Below are 18,839 nucleotides of genomic sequence, written 5' to 3'. Positions count from 1 at the left end.
GCGCATTACCCTTTGGCCCTTATGAGCCAGGGTGAACTATCAGTTTTTAATTCTGCTATACCAAGCTGCTGCAACGAAATGGCGTAGCCCAGAAGGCTTCTGCGCCTACCCACTTAACCACGGGGTCAGCTTTAGGATAGAGAACATCTAAGTAATCCTTTAAGGGTCTCCAGTGGCCGCCAAGAAAAGAGGCCAATTTAATCATCTTCTCAACCTTGCTTCTGAGCAGCTCAGAGAGCCATTGAGCTGTCTGCTCCCTGGTTACTTCTGGGCCATGTCCTGGATGAGCTACACGCCAGTCGGCAAGAGCGAATAACTTCAGCATAGAGCTTATGTAATCAGGCACACTAAGCAGCGTAAGGCCTTCACCAGGATTTATTGAGTCGCCAACGAAGGCATGCTCCCCTACTATGTAACACACGTGATCATCAGAATGGCCAGGGCATTCAATAGCATTAACGTAACCTAATCTCACAGGGTCACATGATTTTACATCAACCAGTCTATGTCTTCCCTTAGAGAAGTGCTCTAGTACAGTAGTTGTGTTGCTTAGGGATCTGCGAGCTATAGCCTCTAGTTCGGTAGGCATAGCCCCAAACGCATTTTTCAGTGCCTGGAAGCCTTCATACATAGGAGGCTTTTTAGATATGTAATTGATAGTTCTCGAGGAGGTGCAAATAGTAACATCGAGACCTGAGTCCACTAGACCTAGTACATGGTCCCAGTGCCAGTGGGTTAAAAGGATGTAATCTATACCATAGGACTTTAAGCTTGATATAGGTGACGAGCCACCATCTATGAGTAAGTTGTACCTATCAGTTATCACAAGATAGCTGTTGGCAGGTCTATCTAGGGGTGCCGCCCAGGACTCAAACCTTACAACCTCTTTAACTTTGACCATTACCCCTCCAGGTACTAGACCCATAGGTACATTAATAAGTTAGGTCTAAGAGGGGATGTTTAATGTGCGGCGACTTTGGTATTTTATGCTCTAGAGCAAGCTTAGCGTTTAAATCCGTCTCATTTATGAGTGCTGTGGGAAGTGAAATGGCTGTAGAGAGGACTCTAGTACTAGTTAAACCTGATGGAGTTAGGAGAGGCCTGATAGGCGAGGTCATCTCACGCTTTGAGCGGAAGGGACTGAAGATAGTAGCTATGAAAATGTTAAGGCTATCCCGCGAGAAGGCCATGGAGTTTTACTCTGTACACAAGGACAAGCCGTTCTTTAAGGATTTAGTGGACTTCATGACAAGCGGCCCAATAGTAGCTATGATATTAGAAGGCGACTCTGCAATCTCGGTAGTTAGGCAAATGATAGGTTCCACAGATGGCAGGAAAGCGCAGCCAGGCACCATAAGAGGAGACTTCGCTCTCTCAGTACAAGAGAACGTAGTACATGCCAGCGACTCGCAAGAAAGCTTTGAAAGGGAGTCCAAAGTTATATTTAGTGATGAAGATTATGTGAACTACTAATAGCTCCGCTTTTTGATTATAGGCTATCGCCTGGAGATTTCGGGCATCAAAGCAAATTATAGAGTGCTCAAATGCTCAAAAGAAGTAGTACCTAAGGCGCTAAGAGGCCATCCATTAGTTCGGTAAGGTTAAGATCCCAGCCTGTTCAAGACTACCACATACTCCCTTTGGCCTAGCTTTTTCTTTAGTTCAGCTATCTCCTTTAGAACTATAATCTCATCATCACTTATGAATTTCCTGAAGTCCGTTAACAGCTTAATTGCATGATCTACGGGTACATCTGTATAAATTATGTCGCCCTCGTCTATTTGTCTGCCTACCATTACTTTACCCTCTATCGAGATAGCCACTTTTGCACCAGTTCTAACTATGTCGAGGCTTTTATCGTTATCCTTTATCGCAAGAACCTTGCCCACTTCCCTTCCCTTAGAGCTAATTAAGGGGTACCCTGGCCTTATGACGCCGCCTAGCACTTCTATCCCTACTATTGCGGGGTCGCTCCTTCTAAAGACGAATCCGGGCAGTATCATAAATTTGCCAGGTCTGACAAGTTGGTTCAGCTGCGCGTTTATCTCTTCCTCCTTCAGCTTTTCACGCCACTCTGTGTACTGATCTAAGAGGTGATATATTATGTTGTCAGAGAATATCTTAACCCCACTCCTGGCAGCCTCTTGTTCTGCCTCAGGTAGAACCTTCACGTTGAACGCAAGTATGACTCCAAGGCTTTTGTCTACCTTAGCCGTCAGGCTAGCCTCCAGCACGTCATTTTTGCTTACGTTGCCTACGTCGGCCGACCTCACGGGCACGTTAAGTCTTCTAAGGGCCTCAAGCAAAGCCTCAAGAGTTCCTAAGGTGTCAGCCTTAACTATTACTCCGTTGTTATCACCTTTGAATATGAGCTCTTTAACTTCACCCCTAAGCTTCTCCGCCAACTCTTTGGCCTCATCAAGGCTTGTAGCCACATAAAGTGAAGACCCAGCCAAAGCATCGTCAAGCCCCGAGGCCGCTATTCTTACGCCTGCAGCAGCCTGAACCTCAGGGACGGAGATAAACTTGACGCCCTTCGCTCTCATATCACTCAGCGGTGCTGGCATTAGAAGGGACCTTACAGTGGTTATTATTGGTCCGTTTTTACCGTTAAGTACTATGATGTCACCCTCCTTTATGATCCCATCGTAAATTATGGCATCTATGACCGTTCCAAGACCAGGTATCTCCTTCACTTCGAGTACAGAGCCCTTGGCAGGCCCCTCGGCATACTGTAGCCTCTTCCTAAGGTACTGCTGCGTAAGGCCTGCAAGTACGGCCAGGAGATCAGGTATGCCCTCTCCAGTTTTGGCTGAGACAGGCACTACTGCTACAGTCTTAGTGAAGTCCTTGATCCTGGTGAAGAGATCGGCGCTAAAGCCCTGCTCTGACAGGCTTAGAACTATCTTGCCATATATGACTTCTTCTAGGTTTCTTCTAGCTTCCTCGCTCTGCTTTTCATACGATATTATAAATGGCTCATCCGGGTATGAGACCCAACCGGGTATTCGGTCGATTTTGTTAGCAGCCACCAGGAAGGGCACCTTGCGAGACCGCAGCAGGTCAAGGCTTTCATAGGTCTGGTTCTGAAAGCCCTTGGTAACATCAACGACTAAAATTGCAAAATCGGCTACGCTGCCTCCCCTTTTCCTCAAGTTTGAGAACAGCTCGTGCCCAGGAGTATCTATAAAGAGGAGACCTGGTATAGTTAGCTTTATCGGTATAAGCTTCTTGAGGGGCTCCGCCAGCTTTTCTATGACGTCGGCAGGAACTATGCTTGCGCCTATGTGCTGGGTTATGCCTCCAGCCTCCTTGGCAGCAACGGCAGTACTTCTAATTTTGTCAAGGAGGCTGGTCTTACCATGGTCAACGTGACCTAGGACTACCACTATGGGCTGTCTTAGCTTAGGCTGCTGCGACTGTGTTGACAAGTCGCTTCCCTAGCTAGGTTAGCTAGGTTCTGCCGTTAAGAACTGTTAGTGACTGACCTAAAGTAAGAACAAGCGCCTGTAAAGATCATATGTCTGCCTAGTTTATATGTGGGGCTGCAAAGATCTCAAATCAGGGGCATTATCTGTAAATCTGCTGAGGCCTCCTCAAGGTCCTTGTACGTGTCTATGCTCTTCCAGTAGTTCCTCGTGAGCTCGTACTTGACTGCTATGAGCTTGCCCTCGGCCGCGAGCCTGGGGAACGCGGTCCTCTCTATGTCGCCCCTGTCGGGCAGGTACTCCACCACTGAGGGCCTCATCACGTAGACCCCAGCGTTCACCCAGTAGTTGCTTATGATGGGCTTCTCCTTGAAGCTGACGACGCGGTTGAGGCCGTCAGTCTCCACGATGCCATAGGGGCTCCTCAGCTGCACCAGGGCCATGGCCGCCACGGCCTGCGGGCTGGCCCTGAGGCTGTCAATGAGCGGCCCCACGTCTATGTTAGTTATTATGTCCCCGTTCACAGCTATGAAGAACTCCTGCGACGAGTAGACAAGCCTCGCGTTCTTTATTGCGCCTCCCGTGCCGAGGGGCTCGTCCTCTACGACATATGAGACTGAGACCCCAAGCTTTGACCCGCTCCCCAGGGCCTCTATTATCTTCTCCTTTCGGTAGCCCGCCAGGACCACGAAGTCCGTTATCCCGTGTTTCCTGAGCCACTCTATCTGCCAGATGATTATGGGCTTGCCAGCGACCTCAACAAGCGGCTTAGGCCTGTCATCCGTGAGGGGGCGAAGCCTCTTCCCATAGCCCCCTGCGAGTATGAGCGCAACGGTCATCAGCTTGCACCTTTTATCTTGTTTGTATTAAAGGTGCCGCCGGCGGGACTTGAACCCGCGACCACCCGGTCTTCAGCCGGGCGCTCTCCCGCTGAGCTACGGCGGCACCACAACTCACGTCTGTAGTGGCGACTTTTAAGCTCTTACATGACCTACGCTCGATTAGCGACTGTTTAGATTGAGCCATTTTAAGTGCGCGAAACTAAAGAAGAACGCTCCATGAAAGACTTAGTCTCTTTCCACGATTCCTTAAGAATATGTAAGGTACGGAGGCATCTCTTAATTTCCTTTGAAGCTCCTTATCGAGAGTTGCAACTACCACGGGCTCGTTCACGCTCTTAAGTTTCTTAGCGAGGCTTATAATGGATTCATCGCCATCGGCTATGCCTGTAGGAATTATTTTTACCTTGAGCCTTCTAATAATTTCGAGCGAGGCAGAGGCCATTCTCGAGAGCTCGTCGTTATGCTTTGACATGTCATTAAGCTCTTCTATTACTGAATCGGTCGTTATTAATGAATACTTAACATTTAAGACTTCATCTATCATGGAGGGGGCAATCACACCCTTAGAAATCTCAATTATAAAATTAGTATCAAGTATAACCTTGACTTCCCTCAAACTTTGGCTAGCCCCCAGCCTATAAGGCGCCATCTACCTGCCACGCGCCTACTTATGGCTATTCTAACGTTCTTCCATGCCGCTACGGGTCTTCTAAGCCTAACAGTTATAAGGTCCTTTGTAGAAGATATGACGTCCCCTAGCGTTAGAGCCGGCCCCACAGCCAACAGAAGGGGCTCGCCCTTGGTTATCGGCTCCACTCTCACGCTCTCCTTCATGCCTACAACTGTCTCGAATAGGTGATGTTCTATGGTGATGGTTTCAAAAACTTCGGGCATGCGATCCGCTTTGCCAACTACATTACCAGCTAGGTTGTCAGCCTTTGTAATCGAGGGATCCAGCTTAGTGCCTACCGCTACAAGGCCTCCTGGCCTGGCCTCTTTAACTGGATACTTGCCGAAATATAGGCTTGTGACCTCAGTCCTTATGGGCTCGTATCTTGTTTTTGTGCCTTCCTTTACCTGTATTCCTGGGCGGATCTCTATCTCGTCGCCAACCTTTAGGATACCTGTTACCAGCGATCCTCCTAGGACGCCGCCTACCAGTTCGCCTGGAGGGGTACCTGGTTTATTTACGTCAAAACTTCTGATCACGTACATCAACGGAGGGCTGGAGAGATCCCTTTCAGGGGTAGGTATGTAAGTCTGTATGGCCGCCAGAAGCGCGTCTATGTTAACTCTTTTCAGGGCGCTCACTGGAATTATTGGAGCGTCCTCGGCCCATGTGCCTTCGAGGAACTTCTTAATTTCCTTGTAGTTCTCACGTGCTCTCTCAGGCGAGACTACATCTACCTTGTTCTGGACTACTATAAGGTTCTTGATGCCAAGTATTGAGAGCGCAAGGAAGTGCTCCTTTGTCTGAGGCTGAGGCGCTGGCTCATTTGCAGCAACTACAAGTATGGCCCCATCCATGAGGGCAGCGCCTGAAAGCATGGTAGCCATAAGTATCTCATGGCCAGGAGCGTCCACAAACGACACTCTTCTGAGTAATTTGGGCTTGGCGCCTGGGTTGCACTCGCACACAGGTTCTGTGGAGAACTTGTCTGGGAACTCACAGCCCTCGCACTCCCAAATTTCACCGTCAGCATAGCCGAGCTTTATTGTCATACCCCTTTTAATTTCCTCGCTGTGCCTCATGGTCCAAATTCCAGTTAGGGCTTGGACTAACGTAGTCTTGCCGTGGTCTACATGGCCAACAACCCCTATGTTAACCTCTGGCTGAGGCTTTGTCTCATCCTCGCTCTTGACTTCAGCGGCGCTCTCCTCTGACGACAAGGCTTATAGCACCACCTTATCTATCTAATTTAGCGCCTCCTTTTTAAACTAAGGTGCCTTAGTTAAAGACTATACAGAATAACTTCAGTAAAGAAACCCTTTAGGCGTCTCACTGCTGGACCGCTGCCTTCTCCTCCGTGCGTCTTACTATTACTATGTTAAGCTGTGCCAGCGAGGTCTTCCTCCTCTCAGCTCTGGGGTCCGGAATTCTATTGCCGCGCACGGTCTTTTTCCTTCTCTCGCCCTTCTTCTGAGGATGGAATCCTGGTGGGCCGCTGAGTACTATCTTTCTTCTTACAGATCCTGGAAGTCCTGGGTGCATGGGGAACCCTGAGGCGTCGGTACCACCAGTTATTCTCATTGTTATGCCAGGCATGCCTATCAGTACGCCGTCGAACTCGTCACCTATCTTAAGTCCTGCAAGCCTTATGGCTACGTCGTCAGGGACCGCTATTTGCCAGGCTTTGGCTTTAAATACATAGGCTTCGGCCTCGTCGCTTCCAGAGGCTTCATTCACTAGGGCTTTGTGGGCCCACACCTCATTCTCAGGTACAGAGTCGTCAATTAGAACCTTTGCTGGCACGTTAGTTTTACTGCCCTCTGATCTGAAAGATAAGGTTATCACGCCGACCTCGTCAAGGCCAAGCTTCTGGGCCAGCTTTGAGCTTATCTTAACCTTTGGGAGCTCCGTTCTCTCCTGCTCCTTGGTCTTCTTCATGGAGTCGGTGTAAGCTATGCTCTCATCATCTATTCCTTTAACTTTAACCTTAACTTCAGGTCCCTTTGCCGAGGGGTCTGAAACCACAATCCTTAGCGGGGGCCGTTCCTCCCTTCCTGGCACCCTTAGCGCACCCCAGCCTTATTCAAACTAGACGACCTCACTACGAATTTTAAGCAATAATGGTTCGCTGCGGAGACCTTAGGGTATTTCAATAGACTTAATGATTTTTAACGCTGTGGGTACTATGAGCGTTCCGCTGCTGAGTACCCCTAGCGATCCCTTAGCGCAAGTTGCCTCGTCAAACTTGCCATAGCCTTCCTTTATGGATGGGTTGGAGAACATTATTGGTACTGGGTCATCGCTGTGGCTCTTAAGGTACCAGGGAGTTGAGTGGTCTGAGGTTACTATGATCAGGGTCTCGTCAAGGTTTATAGAACTGAGAAGGCGTGAGAAGAAGTATTTGTCTATGAGCTCTATGGATGTCTTCTTGGCCTCATAGTTGCCGTCATGGCCTGGCTCATCAGGGCCTTTCAAATGTACGTAGAATGCGTCGAACTTGTCTAAGTTGTTTATAACTAGATCTGCTTCCTCCCTAAGTATCTGCTCCTTGCTCTTGCCCTCGGTATCATAATGTAGGTCATGTAGGCCGAAGGTTATCGCAATGCCTCTCTCTACGGGCATCTCGGTTACGCTGGCAAAGTTTAGGCCATGGAGCTCAGTTATCTTAGGCGCCTTTGGCAGGCTGTCTCCGGCATCCCTCGAAAGCACGGCATTCGCGGGCAGCTTGCCCGCCTTTCTTCTGGCCTCGTTAACTGGGTGCTTGTCCAGTATGCTTATAGCTTTCTCGGTAAACTCATTAAGCAGTTCGGCGGCCTTGACGGCGCCCTTGTCAGAGGGATCAAGGGCTCTGCTCTTGAGAACGTATGGTTCGAAGCTCTGTTTGGCTTTGCTTATGAGCCCCTCCTTCTCATAGGCCGGGTCGGTGTTGCTTATGTTTGCGCTAAGCTTTATCTCATCATGGCTTAGCACAAGAACGCCGCGATGCGCTACTGTGTGAACAAAGTGCGCCACACCATGTCCATAATCTAGTCTCAAGCCATCTATAGCTTTAGCTAATTCCTTACCTTCAGCGTTAGACACGTCGCGCCCTGCCCTACGGTCTGTTATTCTCATGGTGGCTGGATCTACGGTTGCCAGGTCTGACCTCAGCGCAACTTCGCCTTCCCTGAAGGCTATTCCAGCGCCCACGGCCTCGAGGGGGCCACGGCCTGTGTAATACTTATGTGGATCATAGCCAAGTATGCTTATAACTGCTTCATCGCTTTCTGGCGCAATGCCCTTGCCTACTGTATAAACAAGTCCACAGATAGCATGGGATGCAAGGCTATCTATGTTGGGCTTGAACGCCGTTCCGAGAGAGCTCTTAGGCGCGTTAAGGCCGTCAGCGGCTCCGTCAAGTACCACGTAAATTATTTTCTTTGTCAACTTAGATCCCTTCTCAACTGGGGTAGAGATAGCTAAAACCTTTTCCTGCATACTAATAATTTATAAGATGCGTGGTTGTTAGCGTAAGGAGGATATCATAAAAACAGGGCAAACCACTACGTTGTCGCCTTGGAAGTCTTTACCAAGGAATCTATGGCTGCCTTAATGTTGATAACGAGGTCATCGAAGGTATTTCTAAGCGTTAATATCCTTAGGGGGTCCTCAACCGATGGCATCTCTATGTTACAGATAAGTGCCTTCCCACCGAGTTCGCATGCTATCTTGAGGTCTTTTGGAGTCTGCACGTTATCGGGTTGTAGGGCTCTGACTACGGCAGCCATATCGATATCATTGCACAACACCGAAACTCGTAAGCTTACTGATGCTGGCGAGGAATCCATATCCTTACGCCTCTGAGCTCAGCCCCCTCCAGCGAGGCCAGCTTACTAACTCCTATATAGCCGAAAGCTTCATAGGCCTGTGGTAACGAGACGAGAAGTCCATCATCTTCATCAACGGCTAGAAGAGAGTGCGGATCTATATATCCAAGTAGCTTCAGGGCCCTCCAGAGCAGTTGGAGGGGCACGGAGGGGCTAACGTCTTTGATGGAGTAAACCTTGAAGCCTGAAATGTAGCCTTCATCAACTAGCTTGACATTATTAACTATATCTGACATAGTGCTGGCTACGATGCTTAACTGGGAGGACGCCTGGGGGTATTCCTCATCATAGTTGGAAGCCAAAGATATAGCTGACTGAAGCCCCCAAGCTTCGCTAGAGAACTCCACAAGGTTAAGGGCTTCTCTTGGATCATTTATAATTAGCTTCTCAGACGCAAGATAGTTGCCCCCCACGAACTCCGTAACGTCAAAAGGCCTTTTTATAACATCTTTAAGATATGTCAAAACAGCTTTTGCTGTCGCGTTAACTTCATCCACATCCATCATAGAGGTCCTCTTCCTCGCTAAATCCCCAAGGCCACTTGACTCGAACAGAACCATACACTGTTCTTTGTTACCTGTAAGTCCTTTATAGAACGGGTCTATGGTTACTTGGAGCGAGTCGCAGACATCGAGTATGTGGGCTCTATAGCTCTTTATAGAGGTTAGCATAAACAAGGAGATTTTATCATCATTTGCTAAAGCCGAGGCTAATATTTTATCTAGACCAGCTATATGTCCTGCGAGGTCCATATACTTGCTGGCATATGTAGATGAAATGGAGAGAACGGCGTATTCAGGTTCGATAGCAGTCTCATTAGCGCTCTTTAAGGCCATATAGGTGCATGCTCCGACGCTACCATCGCAGGATATGTAGGAAGCGTTAAGCGGCGGAGGCTCATTAATGCTTGAGGAGATTGCTACGGTCAAATCTCTCGCAGTCTCGTTCGTGTAGCCTAAAGGGGATTGAAATCCAAGTAGAAGGGTAGGCTCATAAATCGCTGTGGGAGGCTTGGGCGACACAGAAGCGGAGACCATGAAGCTCTTCTTATTAATAACAGAGAAGGCAACTAACATCGCCACTATGGATTCTGAGTTTGTAGCTGAGACTATCCTTAGGAAACCCTCCTCGGAGGCTGCTTTCATAAGATTTTTTAGTGCAGAGCCGGCCGAGGCCAACGATTTATCTAAGTTTTGTCCTGGCTCTATCTTTATTGCCAACACCTTTAGGTCACCGGCTCGGCTGCTGTAATAGTAGCAAAGGCATTAAATATAGCCGGACAGCCTATCTTGTGCTGTAAACAGCTTAAGGAATTACGAGGAGCCGGCAACCAGGAGCCTGGCCCTCTCGGGGTCGTACTCCCAGTCAGGCGGTAGCTTGCCCACTTCCTTGTAGTACCTCACAAGCCTCCTTATCTTTGATTCTATAAGTATCAGGCCACGCTTGCTATCAAAGTCCTTAGGATGTTCTTGGAGGTGCCTCCTCAGATTTACAGCCCTTTTCATAAGGTTAAAGAGGTCCTCAGGTATCTTGGGTTCAAGGCCCTTCTCCTTTAGCACCTCAGTTATGCTCTTACCAAGTATAGGTTTCACCAGTGGAACTCCGAACTGATCCCTAAGTATCAGGCCTATCTGGCTGGGCGTGTACCCTTTCTGCGCTAGCTGTTCGATTATGGTCTCTATCTCATCGGGCGCGAGGGACAGCCACGAGGGAGGCCTTGGGTGAGCTGGCCTTGTGGAATGCGATTGACCCTTCCTGCTCTTCTTGTGCATCCGCTCATCCCAGCCTCCTGGAACCCATACTGGATTTAAACCTTTATTCAGCAGTCTGTGACTAACATGAACATTTTATAATCCCTAGCTGTGAGAGGTTCTGGGAGAGCACTAATGCCAAGGCCAAAAGTAACTGCAAGGGAGACTTGGAGGGTAAAGAAGTGGTATGACGTAGTGGCTCCTGAGTCCCTAGGAGGTATGGTAATAGCCTCTGTTCCAGCGTTAGATCCCTCTTATCTGCCAGGAAGGACTGTAGAGATAACACTTTACGACATAACTGGTGACTTCACGCACGTTAACACTAAGCTGAAGTTCCAGATATATAGCGTTGACGGAACAGTCGCAAGAACCTTCGTTAAGGGCATAGAACTTATGAGGGACTATCTTAGAAGCCTTACCAGGAGGAAGAGCAGCAAGATAGCTCTCATACATAAGCTTACAACTAAGGATGGTGTAACGGTAAGGGTGACGGCAGTAACATGGACCCAGTTTAGGTGCAAGAGCAGCCAGAAGAGTTCTATAAGGCTTCTCATGAAGGAGGTGCTTGAGGGCAAGGTACCTCAGATGACATTTGACGACTTTGTGAAAGCTGCTGTGTTCAGCGATCAGGAGGGCAGCCTGTGCAAGAAATAACAGCAAGAGTGAGAAAAATATGCTCAATAAGGAAGGTCGAGATAGCTAAGGTAAAGGTCCTTACGCAGCCGCCCTATGCAGCCTCAACGCCAACTGCGCTGGCCACGGCCCAGGAGGTTGCAAAAACAAGTCAGCAGAACGCCGCAGTTTCTTAAGCCAGTGCTGGTGTTCTCAGACTTATTATCATGAATAAAGATTTGAAAGGAAAGGCCGCATTCCAACAAACGTGGCAGTCAGTAACGTAATTTCCTATTCATGACGTCTGATCCCCATATTCGCCCATTTCGTCGAGCACTAGCTCGTAATAATCCTCTTTGGCCTGCTCCAGCTCTTCCTTGTTCTCTTCCTTATTTGGCTGAACCTCCTTGCTAACGACTGTAGTTGTAAGCACCTTTTTCTCGTCGGCCTTAGAGGCGCCCTTATAATCCCTCTCGCTTGACTTGTCAAGCGCCATTTCATAGCCGCACTTTGTGCATCTGAGCACGACCTTATCCCCTTTCTTAACGGGGACCATAACGCCTCCGCATCTAGGGCAGAATCTCATATATCTCACTCCTAGACTCTCACAGGCCTAAGAAGAGGACCCTGTAGAGCTAATATTGCTTTCTGTGGGTCTTAGTGGCAGAAGCAGAAGAGGCCAGAGAGACCTATTTAAGGTTTACATTAGCGATATAGGGGTCGTGCCAGCCTTATTTCTAAAGGTGCCAACTATATCAATCTTGGCCCCACACCTGGGGCACCTGTTATCCTTGGTAAGGCGCCACGCAGTTACGTAAAAGCCGTACCTTTCTATCACGGGGTAGCCACAGTTAGGGCAGTAGGTGTGCTCTAACGGATGGCCAGGTACATTGCCTATATAAACGTACTTAAGGCCTTCCTCTTTAGCTGCTTTGGCCAACCTCTCGAGAGTCTTAACTGGCGTGCTTTCAAGGTCTATCATCTTGTACTCTGGGTAAAACTTTAGTAAGTGGAAGGGCACCCGGTCACCTAAGTTATCGATTATCCACCTAGCAAGTTTCCTTATATCATTCTCATTATCGCCGTACTTTGGGACTACGAGGTTTGTGATCTCTATCCACATGCCCTTCTCCTTCATGGCTTTGAGGGTCTCAAATATTGGCTCGGGATCCGGAACTCCCATGAACCTCCTGTAGAAATCTTTGTTGCCACCGCCCTTGAAGTCCACGGTGGCGGCATCCATATAACCTCCGATTTCATCAATAGCCTCGGGCGTTATGTAACCATTAGTTACCATAGTATTAAAGAGGCCAACTTTCTTCGCACGAACTGCGACATCATACATGTACTCATACATTATGGTAGGTTCGTTATAGGTGTACGAAATGCCGTCAGCGCCTACATTAACGGCGTCTCTAACCACATCATCGGGAGAGCGATACTCACCATAGAGGCCCTTCTCGAGCCTGCTCTGGCTTATCTCCCAGTTTTGACAGAACTGGCAGTAAAAGTTACAGCCAACCGTTGATATGCTTAACACTTCACTTCCTGGGTTAAAGTGACTCAAAGGCTTCTTCTCTATGGGGTCAAGATTATAAGCGGTGAGAAGTCCATAGACGTAGGTGTAGAGCTTTCCATCGAGGTTCCTCCTAACTCCACAGACACCCCACCTTCCTGGCGCTATTCAGACAGCGCCTGTGGCAGAGGTTACACTTGACCCAGCCTTTTCTGTCCGCAAGGGGCTCCCAGAACTTAGCTTCCCTGAGGTTAGGCCTCTGCTCGTTGTTCATCATAATATCACCGCTCTAGGGTCGTACCACCTAGTCCCCCCGCCGCTTAGAGCTAGTAGTTGGGCAGAGGTTTTCTTTGATATTACATAGCGGAAGGGAATCTCAAAGCCGCATTTCCAGCACCTGGACCCATCCTTTAGCTCTAATGACTTTAGCGCGGCGCCTTCTCTATAAGCTACGGGGCTCCCACACCTTGGGCAATAGGTGTTTAGCTGCTCATAGAGGTCCACATGAATATATGTATAGGGGTTGACCTTAAGCAGGCTGTTATAGAGGTATCTGACCGCGCCACCGCCTTCATGTTCAAGTAGATGCACGTGAAGTGGAAAGCCGTAGCTTGCGGTTACCTCAGCCTCCCCAAGCACTTCCTCTACACTAGGTCTTTCCAAATATGTGTTAACCTCAACCCACTGACCAAGCTCCCTCGCAAGCCTGAGCGTCCTATCAAGGTCAAGCCCGCTATAGCTGTAATTAGTGTAGCAGTGCTTCAGGTAATCTATCACGAGGAAGTCTAAGCCCTCTAGGGTTTCTAGCGATGGTGTTTTAATGCCTATCTTAACCTTGGGATTTCTCACTTCATTAATTAGTTCGCTGAGCTCCCTCCTAGGCTTAACTGCATCAAACAGAAGTCCCGAGGCCTTCCACCTTTCTATTACCCTTAAGATATCCTTGCTGTCAAGCTCCCTCAATGGAGGGCCTTCTGCAGAAAGCCTATAGACTTCAGCAATATCATTAAAATCATCACAGCTTCCTCCATCATATGACGTCCTGCTAAAAACTATTACCCTCATTACAGACCCGCCGCTCAACATGTGGAAGAGCGGTATCGATTCAGCTGTAGCATATCCTAGACTGACTGCTTCTACTTTGGCCATACGTTTTCCACAAAGACTCATATTAAGTTAAGGGCTTAAATTGACTTAAGGGCGCCGGGAGCCTTAGCGAAAAGGAGGGCCTGTTTTATTTTTATGTTTTATGTACTATGCTCTTTTGGCCTCTGCTAAGGCCCTTTTTAGTTCTTCTCTAGACTGGATATCGACCAGAATGGCTTTGGTATCGTCTATAAGGCTCCTTGCAACGTCGACCTTATGCCTAACCCCAGGAAGCACAGAGTCCGGGTAGTCAAGGGATCTCATCGAAGTATATATAGCCTCCATGATCTCTAGGAGCCTCCATGCTAAGTCTATGTTACCTTGCCTTAGCTTCTCTAGCGCGAACCTCCTAAGCTCCCCGACTACGTCGCCCAGCCCCTGGAGATAAGGAACTGGGTGTACTTTGAGCTCGTCAAAGCTAGGGACTCTGCCCTCAACTATTATAGAGTAGAAGAGTTTAGCCTCAACGTACTCGCTCACCGCGTTGTACACTAGGCCCGAATAGGCAAGCTCGGGATGGGCGGAGGAGAGGTCAAGCATTTTTCTGGTAAGCTTCTCACACTCGTCAAGGTTTTCCCTTGCCTTAGCTAAATCGCCCTGATGTAAATAAGTAATGCTCCAGCCGCTATACCTTATGACATCTCTTGACGTTTTAACTATTTCTTCCCTGTCAGCATCTAATGACTTAAGGAACCTATCCGCGCTTTCGACCACCAAAGGTATGATGTCCTTCACATCCATCATGAGCACCTCTAGGTAAAGGCCTTAGGCCTTTTATATATAGTGGGCCCGGGGGGATTTGAACCCCCGACCGCCCGGTCTCTGACATGCCTGGCTTGATATCAGCCGGGCGCTCCACCGAGCTGAGCTACGGGCCCTTCAGGGACTGGGGTAGCTATTGAGTTTTAAAAAGTTAGTAGCATTACTGGGGCGGCAGAGAAAGCTTCAGCAAGTTTGCATGTTCATCTGTTATGTCCGTTTCCATGTACTTAGTTAGCGATATGCTGCCGTCAGGGGCTACATTAACTACGTGGAAGAAGAACTTCTTTAAGTTGGCATCGGCGGTGAATAGCCTGATCTCCTTAAGCGACCTAAGGTACTCCCTTAGCTCTGGATCAGACGTTATGGTTGAGAACTGCTTGGTGGCCAGCCACGCCCTAACATGTATTAGGAGCGCGCCCCTGTAGTTGGCTGATTTAAGCGACTTCAGCGTCTGCAGAACCATCTTAGCGACGTCGCTCATTTTCTGCTCTCCGCCAAATGCTAGGTAGACGGCCTCCGCGCCCCATGCAACTATCCTCTTTACAACGTCATCCATGTTGTCTGCGTAGTCGAAGAAGGCGATCTTGCCGGGGCCGTAGCCATAGGTGTCCAGGTAGGCTGTTGCAGCTGCCGCAGCTATGGACTCGCATATTCTGTCAGGATAAGGTATGATTGCAATTCGGTTGAAGCCCTTGAAGAGCCCTATGCCTACTAGTCTGCCAGTGAGCGACCTTAAATAAGCCTCCTCACCTATGGAGAGCTTACCCAAACTTGCACTCATGTTTATTGCACCACTAATTAGAATAGCTTTTCTAATATAAAAGCTTTTAGATTAATTAAGGTTCTGTAACGCTTAAAAACCATTGAGTGGAAAACTGGGATATGTAGGAGGTACTGAGCATGCCAGTGACTGATCCAGAACTGGTTAAGATAGTTCAGAACAGAGTGTTTAATGTGCTCATATGTAGGAAGTGCGGCGCCCATAACCCCCCTGGCGCCACCAAGTGCCGGAGGTGTCATAGCAAAGATCTAAGGCCTAAGAGGAAAGAGCTAGCTAAGGTAAAGGCCGCCTAAACATATTTTAGATATCTTATAAATAAAATTACAAGCGCACACAACTATATGCTGCTTGTAATGCCATAAGTCTTAATTCCTGCTATATTTGTAGCCGCGTAATCAGGACGGAGCAGTGACAAGATGTTGAAAAGACCCTACCTAAGGTCAGGTTTAGATTAGGCTTAGTTTTGGCTTCCTCTCTTCTTCAGGTCTTATCTTAACGAGGCCATAGTGTATGGCGCAGCTTATGCAGTAGCACTTGGTGACTGGGTACTTTGGTATTATGGCTCCCTTCTTTTCAAGCTCTGCAGCAAGCTGCGGGTCAACGGGCGAGTAGCTCCTTGTGACGCAGATGGCCTTATCCTCGGGAACGAGTCTTCCGCAGTTATCGCACTGAATCATCCTAGACTTGCCCTTGTCGCCTTTTCTTCTTCCCCTGCTCTCCCTTTTCTTCGGCATAAGTTAGGCACCTCATACTTGCTGCGACTCTGCGTTATTAAGTTATTTTGAAACTAAACGAGATACTCTTCTCGTACCTTCTATTTAGCTAGCAGGTTCTTCCTTCACTATCAGCTTGGTATCTAATTAGGGTCTAGCATAATGCCTTGTAACCAATGCACTAGGGGCTAGCGGTACGCTTTTATTTAGGGTAACCTCCATCTGGCTAAGGGGACCTGCTCATGAACAGCGACGTGAGGCCGAAGGTATACCTAATAGAGGGCCAGATGATGCTATCTCATGATAAGTTCCCAGAATGGCGCAAATTTAGGGTGTTTGTAAGGGCAGTCAAGGAAAAGGACGCCCTTGAAAAGGTCTACTCAGAGCTGGGAAGCAGGCACAAGCTGAAGAGGTATCATATAAAGGTTCTTAGCGTGAAGGAGGTTCCTTTGGAGCAGGTGACGGATGCACATATACTCTCCCTAGCAGAGGCTACCAGGGTGAAGTAAAGTTTGGCTGAGCAGCAGAGGCGCGTTGTAACACTTGACGAGCTGGTAGCTCAATTAGATGCTATAAAGGCCGAGGTTTCAAATTTAAAGGATCTCCTTACTCAGCTAATAGCCCAGAGGGACTCGGTCACTAAGACTAAGGAGGGCCTTGATGCAATCGCTAGATCTCCTGAGGGCTCATCAGTGCTATTTCCATTAAGTAGCGGTTACGAAGCTCTGGTAGAGGCCATGCCAAACGACAGAAATAAAGTGATAATTCATCTGGGGGCGGACATATATGCAAAGCTTGACGTGGCCGAGGGCCTTAAGGTTTTGAGTGAGCGGGAGGGCGAGCTTAACAAGATAATAAATGAGGTGAGCCAGAGGCTCGCTCAGCTGGAGTCCCTAGAGGCTCAGTATGAGAGCGTGATTCAGCAGGCCGTGGCCTCAGCGCAACAAGGCAAGAGCAGGCAGGGTTGAGCCATCGTGTTTGACAAGCTGAGAAGCGCGCTGAAAGGCTTTGCGGCGTCTATAAAGGAGGCCGTGGAGAAGAAGGAGCTTAGCGAGAAAGATCTGGAAGCTCCCCTGGAGGAGCTTATGACTAACTTAGTTGAGGCTGACGTAGCTTATGATGTTGCGGAATCTATAGTCGCGGAGCTCAAGGCCAAGCTCGCTGGAAGCAAGGTGCCCAGGGGCACTGATGTAGAAGAGTATGTTTTAAATTCTCTTAAGAGCTATATCACTACGTTCTTTAACAACAGTATTGACCTAGTGTCCGAAGTTAAGAACAAGTGCAGCTCTGGGCTGCCCTACGTAATAACGTTCTTTGGAGTAAATGGGGTTGGGAAAACAACAACTATCGCAAAGATAGCTTATATGCTAAAAGGCTCTGGGCTAGCGCCAGTCATAGCGGCCGCTGACACATTCAGGGCAGGGGCTCAGGAGCAGCTAAAAGCGCATGCCGAGAGGTTGGGAGTTGCATTTATAGGTGGCAGCTACGGCGCCGACCCTGCGAGCGTAGCCTACAACGCCATAAACTATGCTAAGAGCAAGAAATTATGCGCCGTTCTGATAGACACCGCCGGCAGAATGCATGTAGACGCTGATCTAATGTCCGAACTTAAGAAGGTAGTTAGGGTGGCCAACCCTGACCTGAGGGTGCTGGTCGTAGATTCTCTCACGGGTAACGATGCGGTTGAACAGGCGAGAAGCTTTAACGAGAGCGTGGGCATAGATGCAATAATACTCACCAAGCTTGACGCCGACCTGAAGGGAGGCGTAGCTATATCAGTTGCAGCCGTTACCAAGAAGCCTGTGATTTACGTGGGCGTAGGACAAAACTACAGTGACCTAAGGCCCTTCAGCCCCGATTATGTGATTAATGCTATATTTGGCAACTAAAGAACTCTGGCCGCCAATTGCACTATGTCCTGTTTGGTAACTATTCCGATCAACCTTCCTGCATCATCAATTACGGGCACGCAGCCTATTCTTTCGGCTGACATAGATTTTGCCACTGCCGCAGAGTCGTCATCACCTTTAGCCGTTATAAGGTCCTTTGACATTATGTCCTCGGCTACTGGCACTAAGTAGCTTCTAAGGCTCACTATCTTGTCCTTAAGCGGATCTACAACTTTGTTTTTTACATACCTATCCTTACCTCTAGCCATAAAGAGAGCCGATGGTATATAAGCAAAGGCCAAATCTTTCTTAGAGACCACGCCTACGGGCCTTCCCTCGCTGTCAACGATAACTACTTTGCGAACCGGGCTTGACTCTATTAGTTTTGCCAGGTAATATATGCTATGAGTTGGAGTGGCTTTGGGGAAATCTGTTCTCATTATATCTAGAACTCTTAGCTTGCCCTCATACTTATCCCCATAGGCTTTCACCACGTCTGTGCGGGTTATTATGCCAACCAGCTTCCCATCCTTGTCAACTACTGGGAGTCCTCCGACTTTGTTCCTTATCATGAGCGAGGCTGCAGTTCTGAGGCTCTTATTCTGGTCTATGGTTATTATGTTCTTGCTCATAACTTCCGAGACTTTTATGTCATCGAGGGGCCTGTAGTAATTCGAGCCGTAGAGCGAGTCTATGATATCAGTCATGGTTATAACTCCAATGGGTTTCTCAGACTCATTTATAACCACAAGTCTCCCTATGTCTTTCTTGAGCATGAGGTTCCTGGCATAGGCTAACGTGTCGTTAGGTTTTACTACATAAACTGGACTGCTCATATAGGTGGAAACTCTCGGGGCCATGCG

23 protein-coding genes, 2 tRNA genes and 1 pseudogene are annotated in these 18,839 nt (G+C 48.4%); 7 read left to right on the top strand and 19 right to left on the bottom strand.

The genetic code is table 11. The annotated features are described in order from the left end of the window. Nucleotides 1-55: 55 nt before the first annotated feature. Entirely contained in the window at nt 56-901 is an 846-nt protein-coding gene (locus tag ACZ5GQ_RS05740) for an MBL fold metallo-hydrolase (protein WP_498856212.1), read from the bottom strand. Nucleotides 902-1,047: 146 nt separating this feature from the next. Between ACZ5GQ_RS05740 and ndk the strand changes: the two genes are divergently transcribed. Further along, the gene (gene ndk / locus ACZ5GQ_RS05735) at nt 1,048-1,473 is read left to right on the top strand and encodes a nucleoside-diphosphate kinase (protein ID WP_498856211.1); all 426 of its coding nucleotides are present in this window, start codon (nt 1,048-1,050) and stop codon (nt 1,471-1,473) included. A gap of 128 nt (nt 1,474-1,601) precedes the next feature. Here ndk and infB read toward each other — a convergent pair whose 3' ends face one another. From infB to ACZ5GQ_RS05685, 10 genes are all read right to left on the bottom strand, one after another. After that, nucleotides 1,602-3,431 carry a translation initiation factor IF-2 family protein gene (infB, locus tag ACZ5GQ_RS05730; RefSeq protein ID WP_498856210.1) on the bottom strand — a complete coding sequence of 610 codons (1,830 nt, stop codon included), beginning with the start codon at nt 3,429-3,431 and terminating at the stop codon, nt 1,602-1,604. Nucleotides 3,432-3,556: 125 nt separating this feature from the next. Then, entirely contained in the window at nt 3,557-4,267 is a 711-nt protein-coding gene (locus ACZ5GQ_RS05725; RefSeq protein WP_498856209.1) for a nucleotidyltransferase family protein, read from the bottom strand. A 34-nt stretch (nt 4,268-4,301) separates the two neighbouring features. Next, nucleotides 4,302-4,373 (bottom strand) — tRNA-Phe (locus ACZ5GQ_RS05720). Between the two features lie 96 nt (nt 4,374-4,469). Next, the gene (locus tag ACZ5GQ_RS05715) at nt 4,470-4,886 is read right to left on the bottom strand and encodes a type II toxin-antitoxin system VapC family toxin (protein WP_498856208.1); all 417 of its coding nucleotides are present in this window, start codon (nt 4,884-4,886) and stop codon (nt 4,470-4,472) included. Next, the gene (locus ACZ5GQ_RS05710; protein ID WP_498856207.1) at nt 4,883-6,160 is read right to left on the bottom strand and encodes a translation initiation factor IF-2 subunit gamma; all 1,278 of its coding nucleotides are present in this window, start codon (nt 6,158-6,160) and stop codon (nt 4,883-4,885) included. The genes ACZ5GQ_RS05715 and ACZ5GQ_RS05710 overlap by 4 nt, the downstream gene beginning before the upstream one ends. 109 nt (nt 6,161-6,269) lie before the next feature. Then, entirely contained in the window at nt 6,270-7,001 is a 732-nt protein-coding gene (locus tag ACZ5GQ_RS05705) for a 30S ribosomal protein S6e (protein ID WP_498856206.1), read from the bottom strand. 78 nt (nt 7,002-7,079) lie between these two features. Next, a complete protein-coding gene (locus tag ACZ5GQ_RS05700) occupies nt 7,080-8,417 on the bottom strand; it encodes a BPG-independent phosphoglycerate mutase family protein (RefSeq protein ID WP_498856205.1) in 1,338 nt (445 codons plus the stop codon). 65 nt (nt 8,418-8,482) lie between these two features. Next, the gene (locus ACZ5GQ_RS05695; RefSeq protein ID WP_498857382.1) at nt 8,483-8,707 is read right to left on the bottom strand and encodes a KEOPS complex subunit Pcc1; all 225 of its coding nucleotides are present in this window, start codon (nt 8,705-8,707) and stop codon (nt 8,483-8,485) included. A 35-nt stretch (nt 8,708-8,742) separates the two neighbouring features. Beyond that, nucleotides 8,743-10,026, bottom strand: a complete 1,284-nt coding sequence (locus ACZ5GQ_RS05690; protein ID WP_498856204.1) for a hypothetical protein — start codon at nt 10,024-10,026, stop codon at nt 8,743-8,745. 93 nt (nt 10,027-10,119) lie between these two features. Next, on the bottom strand, nt 10,120-10,578 hold the full coding sequence (locus ACZ5GQ_RS05685; protein WP_498856203.1) for a 30S ribosomal protein S15: 459 nt from the start codon (nt 10,576-10,578) through the stop codon (nt 10,120-10,122). A gap of 114 nt (nt 10,579-10,692) precedes the next feature. Here ACZ5GQ_RS05685 and ACZ5GQ_RS05680 point away from each other — a divergent pair, with 114 nt between their 5' ends. Then, nucleotides 10,693-11,211 carry an eS1 family ribosomal protein gene (locus ACZ5GQ_RS05680; protein ID WP_498856202.1) on the top strand — a complete coding sequence of 173 codons (519 nt, stop codon included), beginning with the start codon at nt 10,693-10,695 and terminating at the stop codon, nt 11,209-11,211. A gap of 8 nt (nt 11,212-11,219) precedes the next feature. Continuing rightward, on the top strand, nt 11,220-11,366 hold the full coding sequence (locus ACZ5GQ_RS05675; protein ID WP_498856201.1) for a hypothetical protein: 147 nt from the start codon (nt 11,220-11,222) through the stop codon (nt 11,364-11,366). 98 nt (nt 11,367-11,464) lie between these two features. On the opposite strand, the gene ACZ5GQ_RS05670 is transcribed toward ACZ5GQ_RS05675, so the two are convergent. The 6 genes and pseudogenes from ACZ5GQ_RS05670 to ACZ5GQ_RS05645 form a co-directional block, all read right to left on the bottom strand. Beyond that, the gene (locus tag ACZ5GQ_RS05670; RefSeq protein WP_498856200.1) at nt 11,465-11,755 is read right to left on the bottom strand and encodes a transcription elongation factor; all 291 of its coding nucleotides are present in this window, start codon (nt 11,753-11,755) and stop codon (nt 11,465-11,467) included. 114 nt (nt 11,756-11,869) lie between these two features. Further along, a pseudogene (amrS, locus tag ACZ5GQ_RS05665) lies at nt 11,870-12,959 on the bottom strand (AmmeMemoRadiSam system radical SAM enzyme). Next, nucleotides 12,959-13,834, bottom strand: a complete 876-nt coding sequence (locus tag ACZ5GQ_RS05660; RefSeq protein WP_498856199.1) for a hypothetical protein — start codon at nt 13,832-13,834, stop codon at nt 12,959-12,961. Before ACZ5GQ_RS05660 ends, amrS begins: the two are co-directional and overlap by 1 nt. 105 nt (nt 13,835-13,939) lie before the next feature. After that, complete coding sequence (locus tag ACZ5GQ_RS05655) at nt 13,940-14,572, bottom strand: haloacid dehalogenase (RefSeq protein ID WP_498856198.1); 633 nt, start codon at nt 14,570-14,572, stop codon at nt 13,940-13,942. A 43-nt stretch (nt 14,573-14,615) separates the two neighbouring features. Next, nucleotides 14,616-14,709 (bottom strand) — tRNA-Ile (locus ACZ5GQ_RS05650). 44 nt (nt 14,710-14,753) lie between these two features. Continuing rightward, nucleotides 14,754-15,374, bottom strand: a complete 621-nt coding sequence (locus tag ACZ5GQ_RS05645) for a hypothetical protein (protein ID WP_498856197.1) — start codon at nt 15,372-15,374, stop codon at nt 14,754-14,756. A 119-nt stretch (nt 15,375-15,493) separates the two neighbouring features. Between ACZ5GQ_RS05645 and ACZ5GQ_RS05640 the strand changes: the two genes are divergently transcribed. Further along, nucleotides 15,494-15,667, top strand: coding sequence for a 50S ribosomal protein L40e (locus tag ACZ5GQ_RS05640; RefSeq protein WP_427970631.1), 174 nt, complete (start codon nt 15,494-15,496; stop codon nt 15,665-15,667). A gap of 153 nt (nt 15,668-15,820) precedes the next feature. Here ACZ5GQ_RS05640 and ACZ5GQ_RS05635 read toward each other — a convergent pair whose 3' ends face one another. Further along, nucleotides 15,821-16,108, bottom strand: a complete 288-nt coding sequence (locus ACZ5GQ_RS05635; RefSeq protein WP_498856196.1) for a 30S ribosomal protein S26e — start codon at nt 16,106-16,108, stop codon at nt 15,821-15,823. 221 nt (nt 16,109-16,329) lie between these two features. Between ACZ5GQ_RS05635 and rpl18a the strand changes: the two genes are divergently transcribed. The 3 genes from rpl18a to ftsY are packed head-to-tail and all read left to right on the top strand — an operon-like array spanning nt 16,330 to nt 17,976. Continuing rightward, on the top strand, nt 16,330-16,596 hold the full coding sequence (gene rpl18a, locus ACZ5GQ_RS05630) for a ribosomal L18ae family protein (RefSeq protein ID WP_498856195.1): 267 nt from the start codon (nt 16,330-16,332) through the stop codon (nt 16,594-16,596). 3 nt (nt 16,597-16,599) lie between these two features. Next, nucleotides 16,600-17,055, top strand: coding sequence for a prefoldin subunit alpha family protein (gene pfdA, locus ACZ5GQ_RS05625; protein WP_498856194.1), 456 nt, complete (start codon nt 16,600-16,602; stop codon nt 17,053-17,055). Between the two features lie 6 nt (nt 17,056-17,061). Continuing rightward, the gene (ftsY, locus tag ACZ5GQ_RS05620) at nt 17,062-17,976 is read left to right on the top strand and encodes a signal recognition particle-docking protein FtsY (protein WP_498856193.1); all 915 of its coding nucleotides are present in this window, start codon (nt 17,062-17,064) and stop codon (nt 17,974-17,976) included. Here the strand turns inward: ftsY and ACZ5GQ_RS05615 are convergent. Beyond that, complete coding sequence (locus tag ACZ5GQ_RS05615) at nt 17,973-18,836, bottom strand: CBS domain-containing protein (RefSeq protein ID WP_498856192.1); 864 nt, start codon at nt 18,834-18,836, stop codon at nt 17,973-17,975. The genes ftsY and ACZ5GQ_RS05615 overlap by 4 nt on opposite strands. Nucleotides 18,837-18,839 lie beyond the last annotated feature (3 nt).

It is taken from the genome of Caldococcus noboribetus, assembly GCF_055389385.1.
The sequence above is the reverse complement of the archived record's forward strand: the minus strand, read 5'-3'. Positions and strand labels throughout refer to the sequence as shown.

Excerpts from the sequence above, each read along its gene's own strand:
- ACZ5GQ_RS05740 (WP_498856212.1), bottom strand. The coding sequence starts at position 901 with ATGGTCAAAGTTAAAGAGGTTGTAAGGTTTGAGTCCTGGGCGGCACCC.
- ndk (WP_498856211.1), top strand. The coding sequence starts at position 1,048 with ATGGCTGTAGAGAGGACTCTAGTACTAGTTAAACCTGATGGAGTTAGG.
- ACZ5GQ_RS05725 (WP_498856209.1), bottom strand. The coding sequence starts at position 4,267 with ATGACCGTTGCGCTCATACTCGCAGGGGGCTATGGGAAGAGGCTTCGC.
- ACZ5GQ_RS05700 (WP_498856205.1), bottom strand. The coding sequence starts at position 8,417 with ATGCAGGAAAAGGTTTTAGCTATCTCTACCCCAGTTGAGAAGGGATCT.
- ACZ5GQ_RS05695 (WP_498857382.1), bottom strand. The coding sequence starts at position 8,707 with ATGGCTGCCGTAGTCAGAGCCCTACAACCCGATAACGTGCAGACTCCA.
- ACZ5GQ_RS05685 (WP_498856203.1), bottom strand. The coding sequence starts at position 10,578 with ATGCACAAGAAGAGCAGGAAGGGTCAATCGCATTCCACAAGGCCAGCT.
- ACZ5GQ_RS05680 (WP_498856202.1), top strand. The coding sequence starts at position 10,693 with ATGCCAAGGCCAAAAGTAACTGCAAGGGAGACTTGGAGGGTAAAGAAG.
- ACZ5GQ_RS05670 (WP_498856200.1), bottom strand. The coding sequence starts at position 11,755 with ATGAGATTCTGCCCTAGATGCGGAGGCGTTATGGTCCCCGTTAAGAAA.
- ACZ5GQ_RS05660 (WP_498856199.1), bottom strand. The coding sequence starts at position 13,834 with ATGGCCAAAGTAGAAGCAGTCAGTCTAGGATATGCTACAGCTGAATCG.
- ACZ5GQ_RS05655 (WP_498856198.1), bottom strand. The coding sequence starts at position 14,572 with ATGGATGTGAAGGACATCATACCTTTGGTGGTCGAAAGCGCGGATAGG.
- ACZ5GQ_RS05645 (WP_498856197.1), bottom strand. The coding sequence starts at position 15,374 with ATGAGTGCAAGTTTGGGTAAGCTCTCCATAGGTGAGGAGGCTTATTTA.
- ACZ5GQ_RS05640 (WP_427970631.1), top strand. The coding sequence starts at position 15,494 with ATGCCAGTGACTGATCCAGAACTGGTTAAGATAGTTCAGAACAGAGTG.
- ACZ5GQ_RS05635 (WP_498856196.1), bottom strand. The coding sequence starts at position 16,108 with ATGCCGAAGAAAAGGGAGAGCAGGGGAAGAAGAAAAGGCGACAAGGGC.
- rpl18a (WP_498856195.1), top strand. The coding sequence starts at position 16,330 with ATGAACAGCGACGTGAGGCCGAAGGTATACCTAATAGAGGGCCAGATG.
- ACZ5GQ_RS05615 (WP_498856192.1), bottom strand. The coding sequence starts at position 18,836 with ATGGCCCCGAGAGTTTCCACCTATATGAGCAGTCCAGTTTATGTAGTA.